Origin of the sequence: Caballeronia eucalypticola (assembly GCF_047608185.1) — a bacterium.
Classification (GTDB): Bacteria; Pseudomonadota; Gammaproteobacteria; order Burkholderiales; family Burkholderiaceae; genus Caballeronia.
Genome location: NZ_JBLKRU010000010.1, coordinates 1 through 23428 on the forward strand (window position 1 = coordinate 1; position 23428 = coordinate 23428).

The 23428-nt window shown below is 57.9% G+C and carries 21 protein-coding genes and 1 pseudogene; 8 read left to right on the forward strand and 14 right to left on the reverse strand.

The annotated features are described in order from the left end of the window. Both ACMX25_RS13705 and ACMX25_RS13710 read left to right on the forward strand, forming a co-directional pair. Positions 1-494 (forward strand): Crp/Fnr family transcriptional regulator (locus ACMX25_RS13705; protein WP_414950491.1); only part of this gene is annotated, 494 nt, incomplete at its 5' end. Positions 495-1187: 693 nt separating this feature from the next. Then, entirely contained in the window at positions 1188-2330 is a 1143-nt protein-coding gene (locus ACMX25_RS13710; RefSeq protein WP_414950492.1) for a sterol desaturase family protein, read from the forward strand. Between the two features lie 105 nt (positions 2331-2435). Here ACMX25_RS13710 and katG read toward each other — a convergent pair whose 3' ends face one another. Beyond that, the gene (gene katG, locus ACMX25_RS13715) at positions 2436-4697 is read right to left on the reverse strand and encodes a catalase/peroxidase HPI (RefSeq protein ID WP_414950493.1); all 2262 of its coding nucleotides are present in this window, start codon (positions 4695-4697) and stop codon (positions 2436-2438) included. A gap of 809 nt (positions 4698-5506) precedes the next feature. Here katG and ACMX25_RS13720 point away from each other — a divergent pair. The 3 genes from ACMX25_RS13720 (at position 5507) to ACMX25_RS13730 (ending at position 6668) form a co-directional block, all read left to right on the forward strand. Then, positions 5507-5857, forward strand: coding sequence for a hypothetical protein (locus ACMX25_RS13720; protein ID WP_414950494.1), 351 nt, complete (start codon positions 5507-5509; stop codon positions 5855-5857). Between the two features lie 295 nt (positions 5858-6152). Continuing rightward, a complete protein-coding gene (locus ACMX25_RS13725) occupies positions 6153-6353 on the forward strand; it encodes a hypothetical protein (protein WP_414950495.1) in 201 nt (66 codons plus the stop codon). Between the two features lie 78 nt (positions 6354-6431). Beyond that, positions 6432-6668 (forward strand): hypothetical protein, encoded by a 237-nt coding sequence (locus ACMX25_RS13730; protein WP_414950496.1) that lies wholly within the window; start codon positions 6432-6434, stop codon positions 6666-6668. A gap of 306 nt (positions 6669-6974) precedes the next feature. Here the strand turns inward: ACMX25_RS13730 and ACMX25_RS13735 are convergent, their stop codons facing one another. Further along, a complete protein-coding gene (locus ACMX25_RS13735) occupies positions 6975-7808 on the reverse strand; it encodes an H-NS family nucleoid-associated regulatory protein (protein ID WP_462686294.1) in 834 nt (277 codons plus the stop codon). Positions 7809-8316: 508 nt separating this feature from the next. On the opposite strand from ACMX25_RS13735, the gene ACMX25_RS13740 reads away from it, so the two are divergent. Next, positions 8317-8781, forward strand: coding sequence for an HU family DNA-binding protein (locus ACMX25_RS13740; RefSeq protein WP_414950498.1), 465 nt, complete (start codon positions 8317-8319; stop codon positions 8779-8781). Between the two features lie 116 nt (positions 8782-8897). Here ACMX25_RS13740 and ACMX25_RS13745 read toward each other — a convergent pair whose 3' ends face one another. The 8 genes from ACMX25_RS13745 to ACMX25_RS13780 form a co-directional block, all read right to left on the reverse strand. Beyond that, entirely contained in the window at positions 8898-9146 is a 249-nt protein-coding gene (locus ACMX25_RS13745; protein WP_414950499.1) for a hypothetical protein, read from the reverse strand. A 178-nt stretch (positions 9147-9324) separates the two neighbouring features. After that, positions 9325-9567 (reverse strand): hypothetical protein, encoded by a 243-nt coding sequence (locus ACMX25_RS13750; RefSeq protein WP_414950500.1) that lies wholly within the window; start codon positions 9565-9567, stop codon positions 9325-9327. A gap of 463 nt (positions 9568-10030) precedes the next feature. Then, positions 10031-11392 carry an MFS transporter gene (locus ACMX25_RS13755; RefSeq protein WP_414950501.1) on the reverse strand — a complete coding sequence of 454 codons (1362 nt, stop codon included), beginning with the start codon at positions 11390-11392 and terminating at the stop codon, positions 10031-10033. A 279-nt stretch (positions 11393-11671) separates the two neighbouring features. Continuing rightward, a complete protein-coding gene (locus tag ACMX25_RS13760; protein WP_414950502.1) occupies positions 11672-12478 on the reverse strand; it encodes a TatD family hydrolase in 807 nt (268 codons plus the stop codon). A 165-nt stretch (positions 12479-12643) separates the two neighbouring features. Next, positions 12644-13461, reverse strand: a protein-coding gene (locus ACMX25_RS13765; RefSeq protein ID WP_414950503.1) for an IS5 family transposase whose coding sequence is annotated in 2 segments (ribosomal slippage) — positions 12644-13113 and positions 13113-13461 — 819 coding nt in all. Because the reading frame shifts where the segments join, the coding sequence is not laid out codon by codon here. Positions 13462-13569: 108 nt separating this feature from the next. Beyond that, positions 13570-13773, reverse strand: a complete 204-nt coding sequence (locus ACMX25_RS13770) for a hypothetical protein (protein ID WP_414950504.1) — start codon at positions 13771-13773, stop codon at positions 13570-13572. Positions 13774-14160: 387 nt separating this feature from the next. Next, a complete protein-coding gene (locus ACMX25_RS13775; protein WP_414950505.1) occupies positions 14161-14577 on the reverse strand; it encodes a DUF934 domain-containing protein in 417 nt (138 codons plus the stop codon). After that, a complete protein-coding gene (locus tag ACMX25_RS13780) occupies positions 14574-16367 on the reverse strand; it encodes a nitrite/sulfite reductase (RefSeq protein WP_414950506.1) in 1794 nt (597 codons plus the stop codon). Before ACMX25_RS13780 ends, ACMX25_RS13775 begins: the two co-directional genes overlap by 4 nt. 290 nt (positions 16368-16657) lie before the next feature. Here ACMX25_RS13780 and ACMX25_RS13785 point away from each other — a divergent pair, with 290 nt between their 5' ends. Further along, positions 16658-16846, forward strand: coding sequence for a DUF2970 domain-containing protein (locus ACMX25_RS13785; protein ID WP_414950507.1), 189 nt, complete (start codon positions 16658-16660; stop codon positions 16844-16846). A gap of 32 nt (positions 16847-16878) precedes the next feature. Here ACMX25_RS13785 and ACMX25_RS13790 read toward each other — a convergent pair whose 3' ends face one another. Together ACMX25_RS13790 and ACMX25_RS13795 are read right to left on the reverse strand one after the other, a co-directional pair. After that, positions 16879-18306, reverse strand: a complete 1428-nt coding sequence (locus ACMX25_RS13790) for an aminotransferase-like domain-containing protein (RefSeq protein ID WP_414950508.1) — start codon at positions 18304-18306, stop codon at positions 16879-16881. A 1476-nt stretch (positions 18307-19782) separates the two neighbouring features. Further along, positions 19783-20755 (reverse strand): annotated as a pseudogene (locus ACMX25_RS13795) (LysR family transcriptional regulator). A 129-nt stretch (positions 20756-20884) separates the two neighbouring features. On the opposite strand from ACMX25_RS13795, the gene ACMX25_RS13800 reads away from it, so the two are divergent. Then, entirely contained in the window at positions 20885-21307 is a 423-nt protein-coding gene (locus ACMX25_RS13800) for an SDR family oxidoreductase (RefSeq protein WP_414950509.1), read from the forward strand. Here ACMX25_RS13800 and ACMX25_RS13805 read toward each other — a convergent pair. Further along, positions 21295-22830 (reverse strand): MFS transporter, encoded by a 1536-nt coding sequence (locus tag ACMX25_RS13805; RefSeq protein ID WP_414950510.1) that lies wholly within the window; start codon positions 22828-22830, stop codon positions 21295-21297. The two genes, ACMX25_RS13800 and ACMX25_RS13805, sit on opposite strands and share 13 nt — an antisense overlap. 75 nt (positions 22831-22905) lie before the next feature. Continuing rightward, positions 22906-23418 carry an EthD domain-containing protein gene (locus ACMX25_RS13810; protein ID WP_414950511.1) on the reverse strand — a complete coding sequence of 171 codons (513 nt, stop codon included), beginning with the start codon at positions 23416-23418 and terminating at the stop codon, positions 22906-22908. Positions 23419-23428 lie beyond the last annotated feature (10 nt).

The window sequence follows — 23428 nt, forward strand, 5'->3', positions numbered from 1 at the left end:
CCGGCGTTCCTATCCTGACCGGCGGCGACACCATGCCGACGCGCGTTCAGGTTCAATGCCCGGGCTTTGCGTATCGCATGAGCGCCTCCGCTTTGCGCGAGCAGTTCAATCGCTCGGATTTCCTGCGCCGCCTGATGATGCTGTACATGCAAGCGCTGCTGACGCAAATTGCGCAGACCGCTGCGTGCAACCGTCACCATTCGCTGAGCAAGCAGTTGTGCCGCTGGTTGCTGATTGAGATTGACCGTACGCCGTCCAACGAATTCCAGGTGACGCAACAGATGATCGCCGACATGTTGGGCGTGCGTCGCGAAGGGGTCACGGAAGCGGCAGGAAAGCTGCATGACGCGGGCCTGATCCATCACAGCCGTGGTTGTATCAAGGTGCTCGATCGCGCCGGCCTGGAAGCGCGTGCTTGCGAATGCTATGGCATCGTCAAGCGCGAGTTCGACCGGATGCTGCCGCGCGTGCGCCAGGCTGAAGAAGTCTGCTAAGCGTGGTCTTGCTGACGCGAAGCTCAAGCGTGTAGATCGTCGAACGAGTCGAAAAGGTGGGAGGAAGTCGTCCTCTCGGTGCCGAAGAAGGTCGACTCCGGTCCGATCGGCTGCGCGAATTCGTAGATTCAATGCGCCAGTGCGCTTTACCGCTATCTCAGGTAATGCGCCGCAGTCGAATGCTTAGAAAATTCATTCGCCCGTTTCATGAGGTTTCCTTATGAAATCGTATTTGCTCATTCCTCTCGCCTTACTGCGACACGCTAGGAGTCCTTGAACTCCGCCAAAGCCTCGCGGATCGAACCAGCATCCGTGGTGGTGCGACTCGAACTTCTCCTTATGCCCGTGATCTTGTGCGCTGAAAAAGCATAGATAATGCAAGCGTAATCTAAGTGTTGGGCAAGTGAAGCTTTGGCACGATTCACGCTGTCTTTTCGGTTGTATCCACCACGAAACATCGTTGTTGGCGCGCTATCTTGTTGCTTAGCAAGCAGTGGCTGCGTAGATTCTGTACGATGCGAGTCAATCGATGGCTGGCAGCGGCCTTCGCCAAACCAACAGATCTAGAGCCCTATTCCCGATCCTTCTGATACGCCGGCAAGCCTCTCAAGCCAGACCGGCTTGATCACTGGCTCCGCAACCCGGACGCATCGTCTTCTTGTTCAGGCGGGGCCACATTTGCCGAGATTGTGAATGGACAAGATCATCGTCTTTATACTGCCGGTTTTTGTTGTCCTCATCGGGGCCGAGTTTGCTTACGGCTGGTTCAGGCAACGTAATACGTATCGGCTGAACGATGCACTGAGCAGTCTTAGTCAGGGCCTGATAAGTCAGGTGCTGGCGCTAGTCACGCAACTCTTTCAAATCGGTCTGTACATCCTTGTGTTCAACGCGTTGGGGCGAACTCCGAACGTCAGGTTCTGGGACACTTGGTACGGCTGGCTGATCGCCATCGTCCTGTTCGATTTCTTCGACTATTGGCTGCATCGCGCCGGGCATGAGTGCGCTGTCATGTGGGCTGCGCATGTCGTTCATCATCAAAGCCAGCACTTCAATTTTTCGACCGCCCTGAGGCAGGAAAGTACCGTCGCGCTCATCGGCTGGATCTTTTACCTGCCCATTGCGGTGATAGGCGTGCCGCCTGAACAGTTTGGCATTGCCGGGCTTGTTGTCCTCTTGTATCAATTCTGGATTCACACCGAACATGTCGGCAAACTTGGCTGGTTCGATCGCGTGTTCTCTTCGCCGTCCAACCATCGCGTGCATCATGCGGTCAACGATCAGTATCTCAACAAGAATTACGGTGGCATGTTTGTGATCTGGGACAGGATGTTCGGGACATTCGCGGAGGAAGAGGAGCCTTGCGTCTATGGAACGAGGACCCCGCTGCGAAGCTGGGATCCCGGCTGGGCAATCTTTGCGGAATACTGGTCGCTCGTGCAGGCATCGCGTCAAACGAGGTCGTGGGCGGACAAGTGGCGCATCTGGCTCAAACCTCCAGGCTGGCGACCTTCCGGTTCCGGTGCGGACCTTCAGGCAGAACTCGCCGCGCCAGCGTTCGACCTCGACGCAGCCAGGCAGTTGTACGGAGAGCCGCTTGGCACCCGCGCTGCGATATTTGCCGCCGTGCAATTTGCGCTGATGATGGGCGCTACGGCCGGTTATCTCTGGTATGCGGAAGAACTTTCATATGCGAAGGAGCTGGGGCTGACCGCTGTGATAGTCGGCGGACTTTGGGCCTTGGGCGCATACGTGCAACGCCGCGTGAGCGTTATGCCGGTTGTTCTGGTTGACCTTGCGGGCTTAGCAGCTGCGGTCATGATGTTCAGAGCTTGATTGGGATTTTCTGGCGGCCCGAGGGCGAACGCACCCGCTGACCATCTGCAACAGTAATCAAGCAGGGCCCGTCAGAACAGAAGTCCTGACGGGCCTACGCGACCTTTAAGCGAGGTCGAAACGGTCGAGATTCATCACCTTGACCCAGGCTGCAACAAAGTCGTTGACGAATTTTTCCTTCGCGTCCTCAGTCGCATAGACTTCGCTCAATGCCCGGAGCTGGGAATGCGAACCGAAGATCAGATCGACACGGGTGCCGGTCCACTTTCTCTCGCCGCTCTTGCGGTCACGTCCCTCAAACACATCTCGCGCCGACGAAAGCGGTTGCCATTCCGTATTCATGTCGAGCAGGTTGCGGAAGAAGTCGTTGGTCAGCGTTTCCGGCTGGCCGGTGAAGGCGCCATTCCCATTCGTCCCTGCACCCACGTTGAGCGCACGCAGGCCACCGATAAGCACCGTCAGCTCCGGAGCGGTCAGCGTCAGCAATTGCGCCTTATCGATCAGCAAAGCCTCGGCCGGAACGGTGTACTTGCCCTTCAGATAATTGCGGAAGCCATCGGCGGCCGGTTCGAGCGCCGCGACGGATTCCACATCGGTCTGTTCCTGCGAGGCGTCCGCCCGGCCCGGCGTGAAGGGCACGGTCAATTCATGTCCGGCTTTTTTCGCCGCCTGCTCGATGCCGGCGCCGCCAGCCAGCACGATCAAGTCCGCCAGCGAAACTTTCTTGCCGCCGGACTGCGCGCTGTTGAACTCGCCCTGAATGCCTTCGAGCGCTTTCAGCACCTTCGACAATTGCTCGGGCTGGTTGACTTCCCAATCCTTCTGCGGCGCGAGACGGATGCGCGCGCCATTGGCGCCGCCACGTTTGTCGGAACCACGGAAGGTGGACGCTGACGCCCAGGCAGTCGACACCAGCTCCGAGACGGATAGCCCTGATGCCAGGATCTTCTGCTTGAGCGAAGCGATGTCCGCTTCTGCAACCAGCGGATGATCCACTGCCGGGATGGGGTCCTGCCACAGCAATTCTTCGGCCGGCACTTCCGGGCCAAGATAGCGGGCGCGCGGTCCCATGTCGCGGTGCGTCAGCTTGAACCAGGCACGGGCGAAGGCATCGGCTAATTGATCGGGATTTTCCAGGAAGCGCCGCGAGATCTTCTCGTAGGCCGGGTCGAGGCGCAGCGACAGGTCAGTGGTGAGCATGGTCGGCCGAAGCTTTTTCGACGGATCGTGAGCGTGCGGGATAGTTTCAGCGCTATCCTTCGCGACCCACTGGTTGGCGCCGGCAGGGCTCTTGGTGAGCTCCCATTCGTGGCCGAAGAGGTTCTGGAAGAAGCCGTTGCTCCATTGCGTTGGCGTGCTGGTCCAGGTGACTTCCAGACCGCTGGTGATCGTGTCGCCGCCCTTGCCGCTGCCAAAGCTGTTCTTCCAGCCCAGCCCCAGGTTCTCGATATCGGCAGACTCGGGTTCCGGACCCACATTGTCGGCAGGACCGGCTCCGTGCGTCTTGCCGAACGTGTGACCGCCGGCGATCAGCGCGACGGTTTCCTCGTCGTTCATGGCCATGCGCGCAAAGGTCTCGCGGATATCGTGCGCCGCAGCAACCGGGTCCGGATTGCCATCGGGACCTTCAGGATTCACATAGATCAGGCCCATCTGAACGGCGCCCAGCGGATTTTCCAGGTTGCGTCCGCTATCGGTGCGGCTGGCCTCTTCGCCGTGCTTTTCTTCATCGGCTACGATCACGCCGCCGTCGTCGTCCTTGCCGGCTGCTCCCTTGCCATAACGGACGTCGCCGCCTAGCCAAGTCTTTTCGTTGCCCCAGTAGACGTCCAGGTCCGGTTCCCACGTGTCCTCGCGGCCGCCGGCGAAACCGAAGGTCTTGAAGCCCATGGTCTCGAGCGCGACGTTGCCGGTGAGGACCAGCAGGTCAGCCCAGGAAATCTTCTGGCCATACTTTTGCTTGATCGGCCAGAGGAGGCGGCGAGCTTTGTCGAGGCTGACATTGTCCGGCCAGCTGTTGAGCGGCGCAAAACGCTGCTGGCCGCGCCCGGCGCCGCCACGGCCGTCGCCGGTGCGGTACGTACCCGCGCTGTGCCAGGCCATGCGGATAAATAGCGGGCCATAGTGGCCGAAGTCCGCCGGCCACCAATCTTGCGAATCGGTCATCAGCGCGGCAAGGTCCTTCTTGACTGCAGCCAGGTCAAGGCTCTTGAAAGCCTCGGCGTAATTGAAGCTCTTGTCCAGCGGATTGGACTTGCTGGAGTGCTGGCTGAGCAGGTCTACCCGCAGTTGTTTGGGCCACCAGTCACGGTTCGTCGTACCGCCGCCGGCGGCATGATTGAACGGGCACTTTGCTTCGTTTGACATGCGTTATCTCCTTGAGAGGACGTACCCACTACTTATTCTTTAAGGGCGTCAGGCTTTCATGGTGCATTGCATCGACGTGTCCCGCGCCCGCGGGTCTGCCGGGAAATCCCGTGGCGGGCTCATGCTGTTCATCACCCTGGGCGCAAGCTATTACTTCAACTCCAGCAAGCAATGTTGTCGCTTACATTGAACGAGCACTGCTCGTGTTGGCGAGCCTACTCCAGTTAAATATAAGCGCGTGTGACCCTCAACAGAATTAGATTCCTGCAATGCCATTGATAGGTCTCCGCTATATGGCATCGAGTGGTTGCGTTTGACACGCTGCAGCAATTGCATGTGGCGAGACTGAAACCCGTGCCAGCCCTTTCGTCGATGGTAGTCCATCGCCGCGCAATACAACATCGAATCGCGGAGTTCTCGTCAGCAAGCAGAAACTGTGGACCGCAGGCATGACTGGATCGTTACCATCGATAAGTTAACCGATTGGAAACTTCAGCAATCGCGACTAACGTATAGGTACAAATGAGAACGATGAACACACTATCCAGCATTCGACGATAAGCAGTAAGGGATAGTACGGAGACACGCAACAGGATCTTCCGGAGTGACCACAGTTTGTACGCATCGCGCGTGAAGGGTAAGCACGGTGAGCGCTATCTTCAGCAGGATAGCGAGTACGACGCTTGAGGTTTCCCGAGATTCCCCGCGAGAACCCGTGCCCTCTGCACTGAGCGTTGTTTGCGTAGCGCGCACGCTCAGGTGCGATGTGTCATCGATTTATACACAATAGCCTTCTCGCAGGGGGACGCATGGTCAAGGTCGTCGGCAAGCTTCTTACGGTGTTTCAGCGGGATGGTGAAACGGTCGTGCGCGCGCTCGAACGCTCGGAGTATCCTGCGGCGATCAAGGACATCGTCCGGTCTTCCCGTTGCGGTTTGTGCAACGTGTGGTGCGTACTCGATTCGGGTAACGCCGTTGAGGCAGTATTCGGATGCCAGAGCGACGACTGCGCGGACGACTGCGTGTTGACGAAACATGTGATTGGCGAGCAAACCTATTGGGCCTGTCAGTGTGTCGCCAAAAAATCACCGACGAACATCATTCCGTTGCACCGGCCATCTGACCGTTCGCCGACGAGTTGCAGCAAGCAACGTTATTAAAAGTTGGCGGGTGATTGCGTGCATGACCGCGTCCGGCTTTTTTTGCGGACTCGCCGGCCGGTAGTCGTTCGTAACCGGTCAGGATGGAGTTCGAATATTATTCCGGTTAATCTGCCAATGAATCTTTGGCATTGCTCGTAAAACATACACCGGTGCAGCGCGTTACCGCGCGAACAAACAAAACGAAATCACGATGACCACTCGAGTTCCGCTCAACGGGCAACCATCAGTATCCCGTCGACCCACAGTCGCCCCACGCGGTGCTATCAGCGCAGTGATTGCAGGATTGCTTCTCTTGGCAACTGTTCTGTTCCTGCTCTCTCTAGGTGCAACGCTCGAAGGGTTGTTCGAGAAATATTGGCTAGGGAAGGTCTCAAGCAAATACGACCCATTTTTCGCGATTTTCATTCCGGTCACTAGCGGGACCGGTATCGCGGTCGTGGTCTTGCTGCTGCTGCGCATGATGGCGGCTTGGCGCAGGCGACGGGCGCGATAGATAGACCAACTGCTTGCCGCTACGGTCAGGTTCCGTTCATCGAATGATTGACGGGAGATCCTGCCTTGTCGATTAAGTTTGATCGTCTATCGCCGTAGCCCTGTCATGGTGAATGGTGCATCTTTCCTTGGGTTCAATATAAGCAACAAGCTCACGCATCCGGTGGTCAGGGTGAGCGAGGTTTTCGCCATCTTCTCTCAAGGTCGCTGGCACAACGATGCGGCAAACGCACCTTCCATGATTTCGTTCCCCGACACCATGCTTATCCTGCCGCAGCGTACTGGCGAGAATCATGTGAGGGGCATTGATCGGTGAGTCGCGTCCAAGTGTACTTCGGTGCGCGCCGAGCCGAGTCGCCACGTTTGATCGTGGTATTGGCCGAGAGTCGCATCGCTCCACGAAACGCGGATCGTAGCGCTGGGCTTTGCGCCTGTGCCGTGCGTCGAACCACCGGAGAAGAGGCTTGCGGAATCGCCTTGAGTGACAACGCACGACACCTTAATCAAGTCACGAAATCTTGATACGTGATCCTGATAAGACGTCGTGCCGTTCGTCCGTCCGGCATGCCGGCGTGTCACAAGCGCGAGGCGAGTTGTCGCTGGTCAAGCCGGGCAATTACATTCAGGTCGTTGAGCCGGCGCGGTCTTCGACAACCACTGACGGGGCACTCACAGACGTACTCTTCGATGATGTCTTTTTCGTCAGTGTGCGTTTTGCACGTGCCTTCGGCGTCGCGTTGACCGCAGCTTTCCCACTCTTGGTCTTTGCGGTCACGGCCTTCTTAACAGCGGGCTTCGTAGCCAAAGCTTTTCTCGCTACTTTCTTAGCGACGGTTTCTTTTTTTGCTGGCTTTGCGCTGCTCGCGACTGTCGAACCGGCATTGGCGCCATCAACGAGAAACTTGGTCCGATCCTTCGATGCTGCAAGCCATGCGGGTGCCGGACCGCGTCCGCTCCAGGTTGCTCCGGTCTTCGGGTCGAGATATTTTGCGGGCTGCGGTCCCTTGCGTTGTCCCTTACCTTGTCCTTTAGCAGCGAGTGCACCTGTCGCTAGCGAGGCTTTCTGGATTGCGCTTTTCGCTTTGCTCACAGCGCCAACAGCGGTTGTGCCGCTCGCGATCAGGAACCTGGTGCGATCCTTGGCATCGGCAATCCATGCCGGCGCGCGGCCGTGGCCGGTCCAGGTGGCGCCTGTCTTCGGATGCTGGTACTTCGGCGGGGTCTCGCCATTCAGAAGACCAGCAACTTTCGTTTTAACGCTTTGAGTCTTCCCGTTGGCTGCTTTCGCTTCCCGCTTTGCCTTTGCTTTGGCTTCAATGTCGACGGTAGTCAGACCGTGCACCAGCATAATTTTTCGAATCTGATCGACCGCGGCTTGCGCCTTTTTTGCAATCAAAGTGTCGGCTTGCACCTGCAGCTTCTTCATCTTTTCCTGGATCTGTTCGAGGGTCGGCATAGTGAACTCCTTAAATGAATATGGCCGAACTATGCCATGAGCGTCGAGAGTGTGAAAGCGCTGATAGGCTGTTCACGTTATTCAGAGACGACCAACGACGACGGTAGCAACTGTAAAAATCGTTCGCGCTTTTCAGTCCGGGTGAGTGAATTTTCGGATGCACGATACCGGCTGCTCAATACCGGCTGCTCAATGCGAAGTGGGCCAGCGCTTCTTGTTAAACAGCGACCGTCCAAGAGGGCAGCCGTTGTTTGTTTTGTCCATCTTCGAGGGCTTTCCAAGCCTTGAGGGGTGGGGTTTTACTGGACTCGCGTCCATGAGACAGCGCACAGGTCATCATTTTCGTGACGATTATGCGAAAAGCCCCTTGATTTATGGCTCCAGACGTTGCGTCTTGATGTCGGTGTTGTTACGCTGGCGCCAACCCGAGAATTTGTACCTTTGCGTTAGTCGGTGACGGCGCAAAGGCAAAGGCCTTGGGCAACCTTTGACTAGAAGAGAGGCATTCATGGCAACAACCGCTACCAAGAAAACAGCTATCAAGAAAACCGCGGCTCCCGCTGCAAAGAAAGCGGCAGCGCCCGCTGCGAAGAAAGCGGCAACTGTCAGCAAGAAGGCGGCACCTGCAGTGAAGAAGCCCGTTGCGTTGACGCCCTTGAAACCAATCAAGGATACGTTCACGAAGACATCGTTGACGATTCACCTCGCCGAGCGCTCAGGCGTGGAGCCGAAGGCAGCCAAGGCGTTGTTGGCGGCCCTTGAAGAAACGGTGCTTGCATCGATTCACAAGAAGGGTGCGCAGGAATTCACCCTGCCGGGATTGCTGAAGGTGGTCGCGCAAGATGTGCCGGCCAAGAAGAAGCGCTTCGGCAAAGACCCGTTCACGGGTGAAGACAAATGGTTTGCGGCGAAGCCCGCTTCGGTGCGCCTCAAGGTGCGCCCGCTGAAGAAACTGAAGGATGCTGCGCTGTAAGTGAACGTGTTCTGACCTGGAAATGCCCCTCGCGACGAAAATCCGAGGGGCGTTTTTTCGTTTACTGTCGTGCCGAACGACGTGCTCGTCGACGTGCTCATCGACGTCAGAAGCGGCTAGCCAATGTGCAGCAGCGACATCTGACTTTCCAGCAACGCGCGAAGCTCACGCGCATCGGGCCGTGTTCCCCAATTGCGAGCGCCGGCAACCGACGCGATCGCCATCCAAGAATTTGGCGGAAACCACTCGCGCACGAGAGCGCCATCTTTAAGGATGCGAAGACGTCCGGTCTGCGCGCAGTATTCGGCACATATCTCTGTGTCCGCCAAATGCGTGGTAACTCGATGGCTACGGATTCGCAGCATGGGTCTCTCCAATATGATGAGGTGGTGACCGTATACGCCCTGACACGATCACGCCCCTGACACGATCGCTCTCGGCTCAAGGCGGGGAGCGCAGTAATCGATCTATCGCATCCGTATATTGGACCGGGTACGGCGTGCAGTTCTGTGCGTGCGACAACACGCTACGTGCTGTCAGCGATCAAGACGGCGCGGCTGTGGCGCGTTGGTTCACGGCTACGTTCCGCTCCTTTTCATTTTCCTTTGCGTAGTGATGCCCCACGATGCAGCCGCCCATCGCTCCGATGACAGCATGGTGGCCCGCGACGTGGCCGGCCACTCCGCCGACCACCGCGCCTTTCAGACATCCTGCTGCGTGTGCCGTGCCGACGGCCGTCAGTAATGCCAGGGCCCACATCGCGCTGACTACATTGCGTATACTCATTTACCGCTCCTGAAAGAGCTGGACGCGGATTCCGTCCAGTCACCGCGAGTCTATGTGCGGGGAGCGTTCACAAGTGAAACCGGCTTGCGAGATTGGTAACACGCAGTTACCGCACTCAGCCGGCAACGAGACGGTTCATTTGCACGAGAATTTTGAAAGCTGCCCGTTACTTAAAAGCGGACGCAGCTTTCGAAGACTTATACGCGTGCGCCACGTGAGTATCTGCAGCAGATGGTGGGGTTCCGCACATCGTTTTCTCCTGGGGCCATGGAGACTCCCAACAAGATACCGATGATGTGGTTGCGTGCATTTTTCAAAGAGCTCGATGCCCGAGCGAACAGAGTCGCTCCATGACTGCGCGCACGGTCGGCGACCTCACGGTGAATGACGAGACCGTCACGTGATCCTGGTAGCCGAGCACGTGACGCCCGGCAAGCGCCCGGCGATCCTCTCATTCAGTGGCTCAATCAGGCATCCCTCGTCCGCGCGTCTCGGGCAGGAACCAGGGCAGTATGATTCCCAGCACATAGACGGAACCGAGCGCCATTGCCGCCTGCGAAACGCCGCCAAACGATTTGATCATGCTCCCCGCGATAATCGGGAAAACCCAGGCAATCAGCCGCGCCGCGTTAAACACGAAACTGATTGCAGTTGAACGCACCGTGACGGCGAAAAGCTCGCACGGGTATATCGCCATCCACGCATAGGCGCAGCCGAGCGTGAAAAACCCGTTGATCGGCGCAATCACCATCATGGCTTCAACGCTGCTCGTCAGCTTGTAGGTGATGAATGTCGTCACGAGCGAGCCAACGAACGTCAGCGATATATAAGCACGCCGGCCGATAGCATCCACAATGAAACCGGCTAGCAAGTAAGCGATGATCGCGCCCACCGTGTAGATGATCGACACCCTGGAACCCCACGATAACGCATCCGGCAAGCCCTGCGCCTTGGCGATCGAGACCGTGAATGTGGGTAGCCAGCTCGATATGGCCCACCAGCCGACGGTTGTCACAATCGACAGCAGCACCAGAAGCAGCGTGCGTTTCCTTGCTTCGTGCTCGTTAAACAATTGTGCAAGTGTAAAGGGCCGCTGGTTGGATGCGCCGGCAGATCCTGTGGAGGGTAGCCCGCTGGTAGCGTTCCAGCGTTTTTCACGCACTGCGCGCTGCCATTGTTCCGACTCGTTCACGCCGCGCCGGATGTATAGAACAAACAAGGCGGGTAGCGCGCCGAGCACGAACATCAGCCGCCAGGATTGCTCTCCAAGCGGATGCACCGATGAAAGCGCGTACCAGACGACCGCCGCTATGAGCGTGCCCCAGCCGAAGCCGGATTGCAGGAAGCCTGCGCCCTTGGCACGTGCCCGTTCAGGCCACGTCTCGGAGAGCAGTGCGATCCCCGTACTCCACTCGCTGCCCATAGCCAGCCCGGTAAGAAAGCGCAGGGCGCATAGCGTCCAGAAGGTCTGGGAAAACGCAGTGAATCCTGAAAACATCGCGTAAAGAAACACCGACCAAAGCATCATGCGCTTGCGTCCGACATAGTCCGCAAGAATGCCGCCGACGAGGCCGCCCACGCCCCAGCCGAGCAGCGTGATCCCGATCACCAGACCTGCATAAACCGGCGTGGATGCGGCTTGCGCGGGAGAGAGAACCGAATGCAGCATTGGCGCAATGACGACGACCAGAACAAGCGCTTCGTAGCCGTCGAATATCCAGCCCAAAAAGCTGGCCCTGAGAACGCGCCAGTGCGTGGGCGTCAGATCGGCGTACCAGCGGCCCTGGTTGCCTGACGCTATTTTTTCTTGTCCAGTCTGATCCATTGAGTGTCCCCGTTATAGTCATTAGCGATATTCATTTCCAATGTCTCGCGATGTTCGCCTAGTCAATGAAGGGAAATCACGGATCATCTGCGGGACAAGAAAAGAGCGGCAAAACTAACGGCCACCTCTCGGTGGCCGTGGGTTGCCAAGTCATCTTATGCGCCGTTCCAGATATAGTCTACTCACATATGGCTTAACGCGGTCGTCGGTGGACCGCGCAGCCGTTTTTCTGCAAGGCTTCTTTGGCGGTTCATGCGATGGTCCAAGCAATGGGGATGTTCAAGCCCTGGCGATCTCCGATGACAACGGCAAGCCAAATAAACGCCGGCTATTCTCGGTGCAAGCTTGAGCAACTTCCTCTTCGCTGATGCCTTTCAGTTCTGCGACAGCGCGGGCCACCCATATCAGGTTCGCGGGCTCGTTATACGGCCGACGCTTTTTGGCATTCTTGGGGCCGAGATACGGAGCGTCGGTTTCCAGATGCAGCCTGTTGAGCGGCAGGTCCGGAATGGCGGAGCGCAGGGCGTCGCCACGCTTCTCATCCGTCACCCAACCCGTGATGCCGATATCCAACCCAATATCGACAAAAGCCTGGGCTTCATCGGCTGACTCGGTGAAGCAGTGAACCACCCCATGGGCGCCGGACTGAACCGCTTCTTTCACCATTGCATGAAAGTCTGCGAACGCATCGCGGCAATGGAGGAAAAGAGGTTTCTTGATCTGCACGGCGGCAGACAATTGAGCGGCAAACGCCAGGCGTTGATTCGCCGGCGTCGAAAAATTGCGGTTGTAGTCGAGCCCGCATTCGCCGACAGCCACGCAGACCTCGTCTCGCCATAGCACACCCAGCGCGTCGAGCATTTCAGCGGACCAGGCATCTGCCGAATGCGGATGGACACCTGCAGTCGAAAAGAGATATCCAGGGTAACTGTGAGCGAGGGCCAATGCTTCGTGACTCGATTGCATCGACGTACCTGTCGCCAGAATCGCGCTCACGTCCGCCGCTTTCGCGCGTTCGATGAGACTGCCGGTCAGTCCATGCAATTGCTTTGAGTGGAAGTTGACGCCGATATCGATAAGTTGCATGGCCCAGCGTGCACGCCCGGTTTAGCGGAGAGGTGCCACCGCCACAGATGCTGCCAAAGAGATTGGGAGGCGGGGACATACCGGGCCTTGATGGCGCGCCCAGCTTCCGTGAGGATAGCAGGGCGCCTCGCGAAGCGTGCATTGCTCATTGACTAAGAGGCGGTTTCAAAAAGCCGAAATAGATCGCTGAAGAGTACTCCAGCAGATTAGGCAAGCAGCGAACTTCAAGAAGGCTTCATGGATCTTGGCCAGTCGCTCGTAGCGGATTCGTAGACGGTGAAAATTATGGAACCAGGCGTGAGTACGTTCGACTACCCATCGATACTTTCCAAGTCCGCTGCCATGTTCAGTGCGGCGCCTGGCGAGAACAGGCTTAATACCGCGATCGCGCAATTTCTGTCGATGTGCTTCGGAGTCGTATCCGCGATCTGCGAAGACCACTTGAGGCTTTTGCAAGGGGCGACCGCGTATGCCACGGATGGCTGGAATCGCATCGATGAGAGGCAACAATTGTGTGACGTCATGGCGATTCGCACCGGTCAAGATGATCGAAAGCGGCACCCCGTTTGCGTCGGTCGCAACATGGTGCTTAGAGCCCGGTCGCGCACGGTCTACGGGGTTCGGCCCAGTTTTTGGCCCGCCCCGATAGCCCGCACGGAAGACGAATCGACAACCACGCGTGACAAGTCGATCTGGCCCGCTGCGCGTAACTCGGCGAGCAGTAGTTCGTGCAATCGATCCCACACGCCTGCTTCTTGCCAGTCGCGTAAGCGGCGCCAACATGTCACGCCAGAGCCGCAACCCATTTCGGCGGGTAGATCTCGCCACCGCAGCCCTGTGCGTAACACAAACACAATGCCGCTCAATGCTGCGCGATCCGGTACCGGCTTGCGACCGGGATACTTCTCGCGCCGAGCCTTCGGCTGTGGCAGTAAGCGTTCGATCCGTTTCCATAACTCATCGTCAATGATCGGCTTGTCCATTCCTTGGTCTCGTCGTCACGATGGCCTAGGTTAACAGTATGTTTATAAAGTTAACAGTCCTGAGAGGTCTTTTTGAAACCGCCTCTAAGTTGAGCGGCCACAGACCCGTCACTGCCGAGGCGTTGGGTTGCCAAGCTCATTGGACTCGTGACGAAGCATGTCTCGCGACCGGCCGATATCGTGCCGTTTTTTAAACAAGTCAGACCGCTCTTCCTCGCCCGGAAGCGGTGACGTGAATGCTCTGAAAACAACAAAGCCGACGAACAACAAAATACAGATAACCGATGGAATCTCGAACAGGGCGTGACTCATGGGGCCTCCCGCTGCGCCTCAATAAGCGCAAATGGATTTACGAGCTTCTATCCTAGGCCCATCACCTTGCCTTGAAAAACGATTAAGTTTCACGTGTATGTGAGAAATATTCATTTGAGCAGCGAGTGCGAGCAATACCGGTTAGCGTATTTGCCAGGTTCGTATCCAAGTCCCGTGTGAGCTTCCTACGGTAGCCTGGTTGTTCAGTTCGCAGCGCCCTCCGGGGACCCGAGATCTATACACGGGCGGTAAGGTTGAGCAGTTCGATGCCCCGCGAAGATCGTCGCGTAAAGGAGCCGGATGGCAGGGAAGGTTCTTGTGAGACGCGCCCGTTCATTCAGATGGTCGCCCGCATTTAATAGAAAGCCGGCCTTCGCCCCGTCTCATCTACTTCAGCGGTTCCAGGGCACGGCGATGCAGCACCGGCGTTTCAGTCACAACATCACTCTGGTAGAACGCTAGAAACCGTTCGAACTGACGTTGGGCATCGGATGGATCCACGCCTTCTTTCAATACGGCGCTAGAGAACCCGGTCCGTTCCATCTGCACGAGTTGATCGATCAGCACGTCGCCTCTCGCTCTCAAGTCACCTTTGAAACCAAGCCGGCGGCGTAGCAGATACGCCTGACTGTAGGCGCGTCCGTCAGTGAAGTGAGGGAAATTAAGTTCAATGCGCTCGATAGTCTCGATGTTGTCTTTCAACGTCAGCGGATCTTCATCATTCGCGAGCGATACAACCTGTTGATTCGCGTCCTGTGAATGCTCGAATGTTGTAAGAAGCCTGAGGTGCGTGGCGCTCGTCATGCGACTCGCTCCTCACTCTTGCGTACATCGTTGGCGGCCGACTTGAAAGGATCCAGCCCAACGCGTCGTACCGTCTCGATGAAGCGTTCTTGCCTGCTGCCAATACTCTGCCTGATGGATAAATACGTCGACAGCACTGCGTCGATGACTTCAGACACCTCATGCGCCGAGAACGATGGGCCGATAACTTTGCCCGCTTGCGCCGCGCCGCTCGTGGCCGAACCGTCCGATCCTCCCAGCGTGACCTGATACCACTCCTTGCCGTCCTTATCGACGCCGAGAATACCTATGTGGCCGCTATGGTGATGACCGCACGAGTTGATGCAGCCGCTGATATGAAGGTCGATTTCTCCGATGTCATTGAGTTCGTCAAGATCCTGGTAAAGCTGCGTGATAGCTTCGGCGACGGGAATCGAGCGTGCATTCGCCAACGCGCAAAAGTCCCCGCCGGGACACGCGATCATGTCGGTCAGAAGATGTACATTCGCACTTGCAAGACCAGCGTCGCGAGCGGCTTCCCAAAGCGGAAACAGGTCGTCGGCATGGACCCACGGGAGCACCAGATTCTGCGTATGCGTCACGCGCGCTTCGCCTGCCGAAAAGCGATCGCTAAGTCCGGCGACCAGATCGAGCTGATCAGCTGACGCATCGCCGGGCGCCTGAAGAAGCCGCTTGAACGAGAGCGTGACAATGCGCAAGGACGGATCTTTATGCAGGGCGACGTTGCGTTGCAACCAGCGTTCAAACTGCGGATGCAGCGCGGCTTGCGCCTTTAGCTTGGCAAGTGCATCTGCGGATGTGGCATGGTCAAGCCGCTTGGGCAACGCTGGCGGAAGAAAGGACGCGCTCACGCGATCCAGTTCGGCTTGCGGGATGGTGTGCGGGCCGCCATCGTGTTCCACGATCTGACGGAACTCGTCCTCGACTTCATCAATGTAGCGCTGGCCCTCGGCCTTCACCAGGATCTTGATGCGTGCCTTGTACTTGTTGTCGCGGCGGCCGAACTGGTTATAGACGCGCACGACTGCTTCGATGTAATTCATGATCTGGTTCCACGGCAGGAACTCACGCATGACGGTTCCAATGACGGGCGTGCGACCCATGCCTCCTCCGACAGACACACGAAAGCCCAACTCGCCCGTGTCATTGCGCAGCAAATGGAGGCCTACATCATGCCAATCCGTGGCGGCGCGGTCTTCGGTCGCGCCGGTCATGGCGATCTTGAACTTGCGCGGCAGGAAGGCGAATTCAGGGTGCAGCGTCGTCCATTGGCGCATGATTTCTGCGAAGGGCCGCGGATCGGCGACTTCATCGGGCGCGACACCCGCGCGTTCATCGCAGGAAATATTGCGAATGCAATTGCCGCTGGTCTGGATGCCGTGCATGTTGACGCTCGCCAGGAGATCCATCACGTCTGCCGCCTTCGACAGCGGGATCCAGTTGAACTGTACATTCGTGCGCGTGGTGAAATGAGCGTAGTGGGTGGGAAGGTGAACGGCGCCGAGCTTGCGTTGAGCCTCCGATGCGAGCCTGTATGCCTCCGCCTCGGGTTCATCGTACTCACGCGCCACTCGGGCCAGCACACGAAGTTGAGCGCTCGATAACTCGCCATATGGCACTGCTACGCGCAGCATGGGCGCGTGGCGTTGAACATACCAGCCGTTCTGCAGGCGAAGCGGCCGGAAGTCGTCTTCGCTTAGCTTGCCGCTTTGCCACCGCTCGATCTGGTCGCGGAATTGCGCAGCGCGACTGCGCACGAAAGCTCGGTCGAATTCGGTGTATTGATACATGGTCAGGACTATCCTGCGACCCTGCCGATTGGGCCAGCGTGTTGTTTTAGATGAGTGAGCGAATGCTTGAGCGTCGATAGAAAATGCTCACGCGCCAGCGCTTAGGTCAGTGGCTTAAGGTAAGGGAGCGATGCGCCGGGTTCAAGAAGCAGATGACATCGAATGTGGGGTAGCAGTTTCTTCTGCTGCTACGAAACTTCATCCAACTGCTGCTGTTCTGCGCGCCTTGACCCTTCTATGATGGGATCAATGAAAATGTTTTGTCATTGGTCAACCGAGAGAGGTGAGTCATGGCTTTCCTGAGAATGCTGAGAATCGTACTGTGGAGTTTCTTTGGCGTCCGCAAGAGTGCTTCGCATCAGGCCGATATGGCGGCGGTAAAGCTGCCATTGCTACCGGTGGTTGCCATCGGGTTGGCTGGCGGGTTTGGTGCGCTCCTGTTTGGTCTCGCGCGGCTTGCTTCAACGGTGACGCACTAAGAGTTTTCACGCGGTGATTGCATGGAGCGGCGTCATCGCTTGGCACGTACCGACGGGTGCTTGAGTAGCTCACCGAGTACGCGAATCGCGTCGTCAATCTTCGGGCTCCACGGATGGCCGAAGTTGATCCGCACATAGTGCTCGAATGCGTGCGTGGCGGAAAAGATCGGGCCTGGCGCAAGGCTGATGCCTTGTTCAATTGCAAGCCGATGCAACTCCATTGCGTCGATTGCTTCGGGAAGTTCGAGCCAAAGAAAGTATCCACCCGCCGGATGCGTGCGCCGGACTCCTTCGGGTAACCAGCGCCGGATAGCGTTGTCCATTTCGCTTAGCTGCACGTTCAATGCGCCGCGCAACTTGCGAAGGTGCTTGTCATAGCCGCCATGCTGAAGATAATCGGCAATACCGGCCTGGACCGGAATGCTGGCCGATAACGTCGTCATCAACTTTAGCCGCTGAACCTTGTCGGTGAATCGTCCCGCGGATGTCCACCCGATCCTGTAGCCCGGCGCGAGCGTCTTTGAAAACGAACTACAGTGCATGACGAGACCCTTTTTATCGAATGCCAATGCAGGCAACGGGTACTCGGGCTGAAAGTGCAACTCGCCATAGACATCGTCTTCGATCAACGGTACCTCGTGCTCCGCGAGCAATTCGACAAGGGCCTTTTTCTTCTCGAGCGAGAGCGTCACCCCTGTCGGATTCTGAAAATTCGTCATGAACCAGCAGGCGCGGATGGGATGTTTCTTCATCGCGTCGGCGAGTGCGTCAAGGTCGAGACCCGTAACAGGGTCAACCGGAATTTCAACGGCCCGCAAGTCCAGCCGCTCAATAGCCTGGAGCGCAGCGTAAAAGCCGGGCGATTCGACAGCGACTACATCGCCGGGCCGGGTGACCGCCATCAGGCACAGGTTCAACGCCTCCAGCGCGCCGTTGGTGATGACGATCTCCTCAATTGGCTGCGATATGCCCATCCCCATGTAACGTAAGGCGATCTGACGTCGCAGATGTTCATTTCCCGGTGGCAAGTCGACCACGGTACTCCACGGGCTCATCAGCCGCGCGGCCTGCGCCAGGGACTTCGCAAGACGCGACAACGGGAAAAGATTAGGCGAGGGGAAAGCCGAACCCAACGGCACAATGCCCAGCGTTTTTGCCGCGTCCAGCACGGAAAAAACCAGGTTGCTGATGTCGACCTTGCTTGATTCGGCTAGTGAAGGCGCACGAGGCGCTCGCGGAGCAGTAACACGCGCGCCCGGCGCGACGTAGTAACCGGAACGTTCCTGAGCCCGGACCAGACCCCATTCTTCGAGCAGATAGTAAGCGCGAAAGACGGTTGATTGACTCACGCCATGCTGCGCGATGATCTGACGCAACGAGGGCATGCGCGAGCCGACCGCAATGCCGCCCGAACGAATTTCGGCGGCCATCGCGTTGGCAAGTGTTTCGTATCGGTTCATTGCTAATCAAGGTCCTTGGCGCAGCGCAACTGCTTCGTTTGAAACTCGTCGTTTGCTGCTATGGCAATGGCGGTCATTTTCTTATGGTTCGTACCGGAAGGAAAGTATCGCCGTGGGAGTGTGCCGTGGCGGAGTGTCCGCTTTCCAGGTCACCTGTGTGTGACTATCGGGAATTGCTCCTGCTCGAAACGATTGTCGACACTTCACGTTACGCGAACGCGGTGGATCGCGTTCAACTGTCAGCTATTCGCTAGTTTTTTTATTGCTGTCTCGAGCCGATGTCATTTCGCTTGACGGTGGTTTTGCAAGCGCTGCCGCTTTCGATTTGAATGGTCTGCGTGGTGCCACAGCGCGTCACTTATCTCTTCGCTGGCGCAGTTGGTTTTTGTTCGCACTTGGGGGGTGAGGGGATCCGGTTAGCGGTTGGGTCAATGCCGGGTTGCTGCTTTCCAGGTCTTCGCGGGTTATACGTTAGCTGACTTCTTTATCACTATTAGCCACTGCGCGTGGCGGCGCGTCATTTCTTTGTCCAAAGCGACAAAGAAACGAAGCAAAGAAAACGCTTTCAACTCTCTAAAAATTAAGTGTCCACAGCGTGCAGTTTTTATTCATTGGTACCCGAAAAGCACGGTGCTCGCCAGAACCACCGATGTGTGAAACCCTCCTTCTCCGAACACCGATACCCACACGCTTCGCCACCAGTGATTGAACCCGCCCAAGGGACACCCCGCGCTATCCGCGTGAACCATCCACCGAATTTGTATGCACGTCAAGCCACGCCGCCACCCACCTCAAAACAAGGCCGCCAAAATTCGTTTGGCCGTAACCCCCAAAATAATGGCGCAAACCGAGCAGCCAACCCGCTAAGAACCGGAGCGGAAAATACCCCCGAAACCGTACGAACTCCTTGTTCTGAGCGACATCGACGTCGACCCTGTAGCAACTAACGGCGTTCCATTATCTAAGGGCGGGTTCGCTTGAACCCGCCCTTAGCCGCATGCGAGGCTCTGTGAAAATTAGACGCGTGCGTCTTATACCGGGCAACGCCCCGCACGCATTTGCGATTGTCTTTTGCCAGCGCTGCGCCGAGCAGATCGGGGAGGGCATCCAGCGCCCGGCACGCTGTATCCGATGGGGGAGTACCGGTGCATGACGCAGCCACGCATTCCAACTCCGGAGCCCCACGTGGTCGCGACGCCACAGGTGTAACCATTCGTAAGCGCTATGTGGGGTCGCCCACATAGCGCCGGAGCACTCGCAATTATTATGGCCTCGCTGACCGACAAAAAGCGCCCAACGATCAAAAAAACGAATATTCAGAGGCAACAGGTCAGCTACGAGAGAAACATCATCGAGGCGGTAACGGGGGTTCCCGCTTCGATTTAAAGGCCCGGCATCGTCCGGGCCTTTTTCCATCCGGCGCTCGCCGATATTCCACCGAAGCAGGTGCGTCTTAACGCACTTAACTCCCTTGGATCATCGCCGGCGCGTCTTCCTACGCCCCTTCGCCACCGCCACCGCCACCGCCACCGCCAGTTCCCGCGCGTCCAGCACGTAGTCCGAAGACTGGGCCAACCGCTCCACCGTCAAGTCGATAAACGCCCGCACCCGCGACGGTTGCGCCGCGCGGCTTACGTAGTACACATGCACGCTCATATGGTCGGTAACGTGGTCCGTGAGCAGCGGCACAAGCCACCCCGAACGAATCAGAGGCGCCGCCGACAAGCCGGACAACAAGCCGATCACGTGACCCGACAGCACCGCCTCGGTCTCGAGCTGGGCATCGTTGGTCAATCACGCGGGCGGCAAGTCGTGGGAGATCACTTCGCCTCCGACCTTGAGAAGCCAGAGCAGGATTCGGCCTGCCGGAACACGCTGCATCGATGCGACGCCAGCTGTTCAATCGACTTCGGCGCCCCATGTGCCGCAATATAGGCCGGCGCCGCACAGACGATCAGTTGCATGGCGAAAAGACGCCGAGCAACGAGGCCGTCCTCAGGCGCGGAACCAATGCGCAAGCCAACATCCACACGGTCCTGCACCCAATTGCCAATCCGGTCATCGAGTTTGACATCGGGCTGAACTTCGGAATGGCGGCGGCAAAACTCATCAACGAGAGGCCAAAGTATTGGCAGGAACGAGTACTTCGGGGCGACGATTCGCAATGGCCCGGCAATATCGTCCTTCGCCATGCGAATGCGGTCCACCGCGCGCTCCAGTGCGGCCAGCGCGGCCAGCGCGGGCTCGAGAAACTCCTGTCCCTCGGAAGCGGCGCGATGCTCTTTGTCGTGCGATGCAAAAGGCGCACGCCCAGCCGCTCTTCAAGCGCCGCGAGCGCCTGGCTCGCGGCCTGAGGACTGACGCCCTGGGCCGCCGCCGCACGCCGGATGCTGCCAAGTTCAATGGCCTTCGTGAAGGTCTCAATTGCGCGAAGTTCGCTAATGGGCACGCAGTGCTCCCCAATATTGCGAGTGGACAGTATCAACATGTCCTTGCTACTGGATCAAGGCTTGGCCCGCTAGTGGCTTGACACCGTGAAGTCTACGGTCAAGTTCCACATCATCACCAGGAGGGTTTCATGAGCGACCAGATCAACGGCAAAGTGATCGTTATTACCGGCGCCAGCAGCGGCCTGGGCCTTGCGGCCGCACGCCTGCTGAGCGCGCGTGGCGCGTGCGTCGTACTCGGCGCGCGGCGTATCGAGCGCTTGCAGCAACTAGCCGATGAATTGAACCGCACGGAACGCCGGGCGCTCGGCGTCGCCACCGATGTCACCGTGCTCGACGATGTGAAGCGTCTCGTCGATACCGCCGTGCAGACCTTCGGGCGTATCGACGTGATGATCAACGACGCGGGCCTCATGCCGCTTTCGCTGCTCGGGCGTCTGAAGGTTGACGACTGGGTCGAGTCCTTCGCGCGGGCGGTGGCCTTCGCTATCGACCAGCCGGACGACATGGACGTGAACAAGATCCTGTTCCGGCCCACGCGTCAGGTCTCTTGAGAATGAGGTAAGCCCCCGGACGCCCCGCCTTTCGGCTCATGGTCAAGCAGAAGCCATGCGCTGATGGCGCTTGCGAGCGCGAGACCCGATGCGATCAGCACGATCACGCGGAACCCGAAGACAAAGGACTCGCGCGCGGCCTCCATCACGCGGGCGTCCGGATTGACCGCTGCACCAAGAAGCGCGCGCTGCTCGTTCACCTGGTTCTGCGCGGCTTGAGAAAGACCAAGCGGTACAAGGTGCATGTCGAGCGATTGATTAAATAGCATTGTTAGGACAAGGCCGAAGACCGCGACGGCGAGTAGCCCGGCGACTCGCGAAATCGCGTTGTTCACCCCGGATGCAACTCCCGACTGATTCTCCGGAACGGCGTTCATGACCGACGTGGTCAGCGGGGCGACGCAAATCGCCATGCCCAGGCCAAGCACGATGACGGGCGCGAAGAAGGTGTGTAAGTACGGACCGCCAACTCCAGGCCATGCCAACAGCGCATATCCCGCAGCGACGATGACAGAGCCCAAGGTGAGTGGCACTCTCGCGCCGTAGCGTGCGACCAGTCCGCCGGTCCATCGTGAAAGCACGAAGATGATCAGGATCAACGGCAACAGCGCGGCGCCGGCCTTGGCCGCAGAATAATGATGGATCTGGATAAGGGTGAACGGCAGGAAATAAAGTATTCCCCCCAGTCCGGAATAGAGAAAGAACGTAATCAGGTTTGCGCCCGCAAATGTGCGCGACTTGAAAAGTGCCAATGGGACCATTGGAGCGCGGCACCGGGCCTCGCGAACCAGGAAGGCGATGAGTGCTATCACGCCGACCGACCCGGCAAGCAGAACGCCCGACGCTTTTTCGGAAGCCTCGATCAGTGCGTACGTGATTCCGGCGAGTCCTATCGATGCTAAGAGTGCTCCTGGCCAGTCCAGTGCTTTATCAAGTTTTTCGTTTTTGCTTTCATTGACTCTCCATAGCGCGATGCCCACGACGACTGCCGCTAGCGGCAGGTTGAGCAGGAATACTGATCGCCACGAAAGGTGTTCGACCAGCCAGCCTCCAAGGACGGGACCACCTGCGCCCATCATTGCTGTGAATCCCGACCAAGTGCCGATCGCGCGTCCGCGCGAGCTTGCCGGGTAGGCCGAGCTGATGAGTGACAAGCTGCCGGGCACAAGGAAAGCGGCACCGATACCCTGGACTGTCCGCGCAGCGATCAATCCTTCGATAGAACCCGCGAACGCGCACCATGCCGATCCGGCTGCGAATAAAACCGTACCGAACAGGAAGACCATTTTCCTGCCGTAGCTATCGCCGAATGAACCGCCGACGAGCAGCAGCGACGCTAGCGACAGGGCATAAGACTCAACCACCCACTGAAGTTCTCCCGAGGTCGCGTGAAGCCCGCTCTGTATTGCAGGCAGCGCGATATTGACAACCGTACCGTCGATAAACGCGAGGCTCGAGCCAAGGATCGCGGCGATCAATACCCAGACGTTGCCCTCAGGTGCGCGCTGATAGGAAGGTTTCATGAGGCTTAAAGTAACACGTCGGCTCACGGCACTGGGACACCAGAACGCTTCGAATACTCTGGAAGGATTGCGTGCCTATCGCGGGGCAAACTTGGCGGTGACTTTCTCGTCGAGCTGATTCACCGCGCCCAACGTGGTGGTGAGTACTGCAGGCCGGCTTCCTCGCAAGCCAGCTAATGTTGGACGGCCGTCACGGACGAACGTGTAGAACCCGGTCACGAGATACACGCCCATGGCGTCGATGTATCGCGCCTGTTCGCCCAGTACTTCCTTGAGCGTTGGTGATGAAAACAGCGACTTTGCCGCTAACGGGCTGGCGAATGCAATTTCCGCAATCGCCAGATTCAGTCTGTCAGCTTCAATCCGGCGAACACCATTGGCAAGAGGCCAGGAGTTCGCGTAATGGTCGCGGTCGAAGTGCTGTTGAACGTAGAAGTTGAGTCCCGGCAAGCGCGAGCAGAGCGTTGAATGCACGTCGCGCCAGTAATTCGAAAAGGCTTCTTGAGGGAGACCGTCCCGCCTTCTCACGGAAGCGTAGATGTTATGTTTGACGACCTTGTCACGAGCAGAGAAATCGGGCTGATTCATCAAAACTCCC

What these genes read in the sequence shown, in the direction of transcription:
- ACMX25_RS13710 (WP_414950492.1), top strand. Translation starts at nt 1,188, where the DNA reads ATGGACAAGATCATCGTCTTTATACTGCCGGTTTTTGTTGTCCTCATC.
- katG (WP_414950493.1), bottom strand. Translation starts at nt 4,697, where the DNA reads ATGTCAAACGAAGCAAAGTGCCCGTTCAATCATGCCGCCGGCGGCGGT.
- ACMX25_RS13720 (WP_414950494.1), top strand. Translation starts at nt 5,507, where the DNA reads ATGGTCAAGGTCGTCGGCAAGCTTCTTACGGTGTTTCAGCGGGATGGT.
- ACMX25_RS13735 (WP_462686294.1), bottom strand. Translation starts at nt 7,808, where the DNA reads ATGCCGACCCTCGAACAGATCCAGGAAAAGATGAAGAAGCTGCAGGTG.
- ACMX25_RS13740 (WP_414950498.1), top strand. Translation starts at nt 8,317, where the DNA reads ATGGCAACAACCGCTACCAAGAAAACAGCTATCAAGAAAACCGCGGCT.
- ACMX25_RS13745 (WP_414950499.1), bottom strand. Translation starts at nt 9,146, where the DNA reads ATGCTGCGAATCCGTAGCCATCGAGTTACCACGCATTTGGCGGACACA.
- ACMX25_RS13750 (WP_414950500.1), bottom strand. Translation starts at nt 9,567, where the DNA reads ATGAGTATACGCAATGTAGTCAGCGCGATGTGGGCCCTGGCATTACTG.
- ACMX25_RS13755 (WP_414950501.1), bottom strand. Translation starts at nt 11,392, where the DNA reads ATGGATCAGACTGGACAAGAAAAAATAGCGTCAGGCAACCAGGGCCGC.
- ACMX25_RS13760 (WP_414950502.1), bottom strand. Translation starts at nt 12,478, where the DNA reads ATGCAACTTATCGATATCGGCGTCAACTTCCACTCAAAGCAATTGCAT.
- ACMX25_RS13770 (WP_414950504.1), bottom strand. Translation starts at nt 13,773, where the DNA reads ATGAGTCACGCCCTGTTCGAGATTCCATCGGTTATCTGTATTTTGTTG.
- ACMX25_RS13775 (WP_414950505.1), bottom strand. Translation starts at nt 14,577, where the DNA reads ATGACGAGCGCCACGCACCTCAGGCTTCTTACAACATTCGAGCATTCA.
- ACMX25_RS13780 (WP_414950506.1), bottom strand. Translation starts at nt 16,367, where the DNA reads ATGTATCAATACACCGAATTCGACCGAGCTTTCGTGCGCAGTCGCGCT.
- ACMX25_RS13785 (WP_414950507.1), top strand. Translation starts at nt 16,658, where the DNA reads ATGGCTTTCCTGAGAATGCTGAGAATCGTACTGTGGAGTTTCTTTGGC.
- ACMX25_RS13790 (WP_414950508.1), bottom strand. Translation starts at nt 18,306, where the DNA reads ATGAACCGATACGAAACACTTGCCAACGCGATGGCCGCCGAAATTCGT.
- ACMX25_RS13800 (WP_414950509.1), top strand. Translation starts at nt 20,885, where the DNA reads ATGAGCGACCAGATCAACGGCAAAGTGATCGTTATTACCGGCGCCAGC.
- ACMX25_RS13805 (WP_414950510.1), bottom strand. Translation starts at nt 22,830, where the DNA reads ATGAAACCTTCCTATCAGCGCGCACCTGAGGGCAACGTCTGGGTATTG.
- ACMX25_RS13810 (WP_414950511.1), bottom strand. Translation starts at nt 23,418, where the DNA reads ATGAATCAGCCCGATTTCTCTGCTCGTGACAAGGTCGTCAAACATAAC.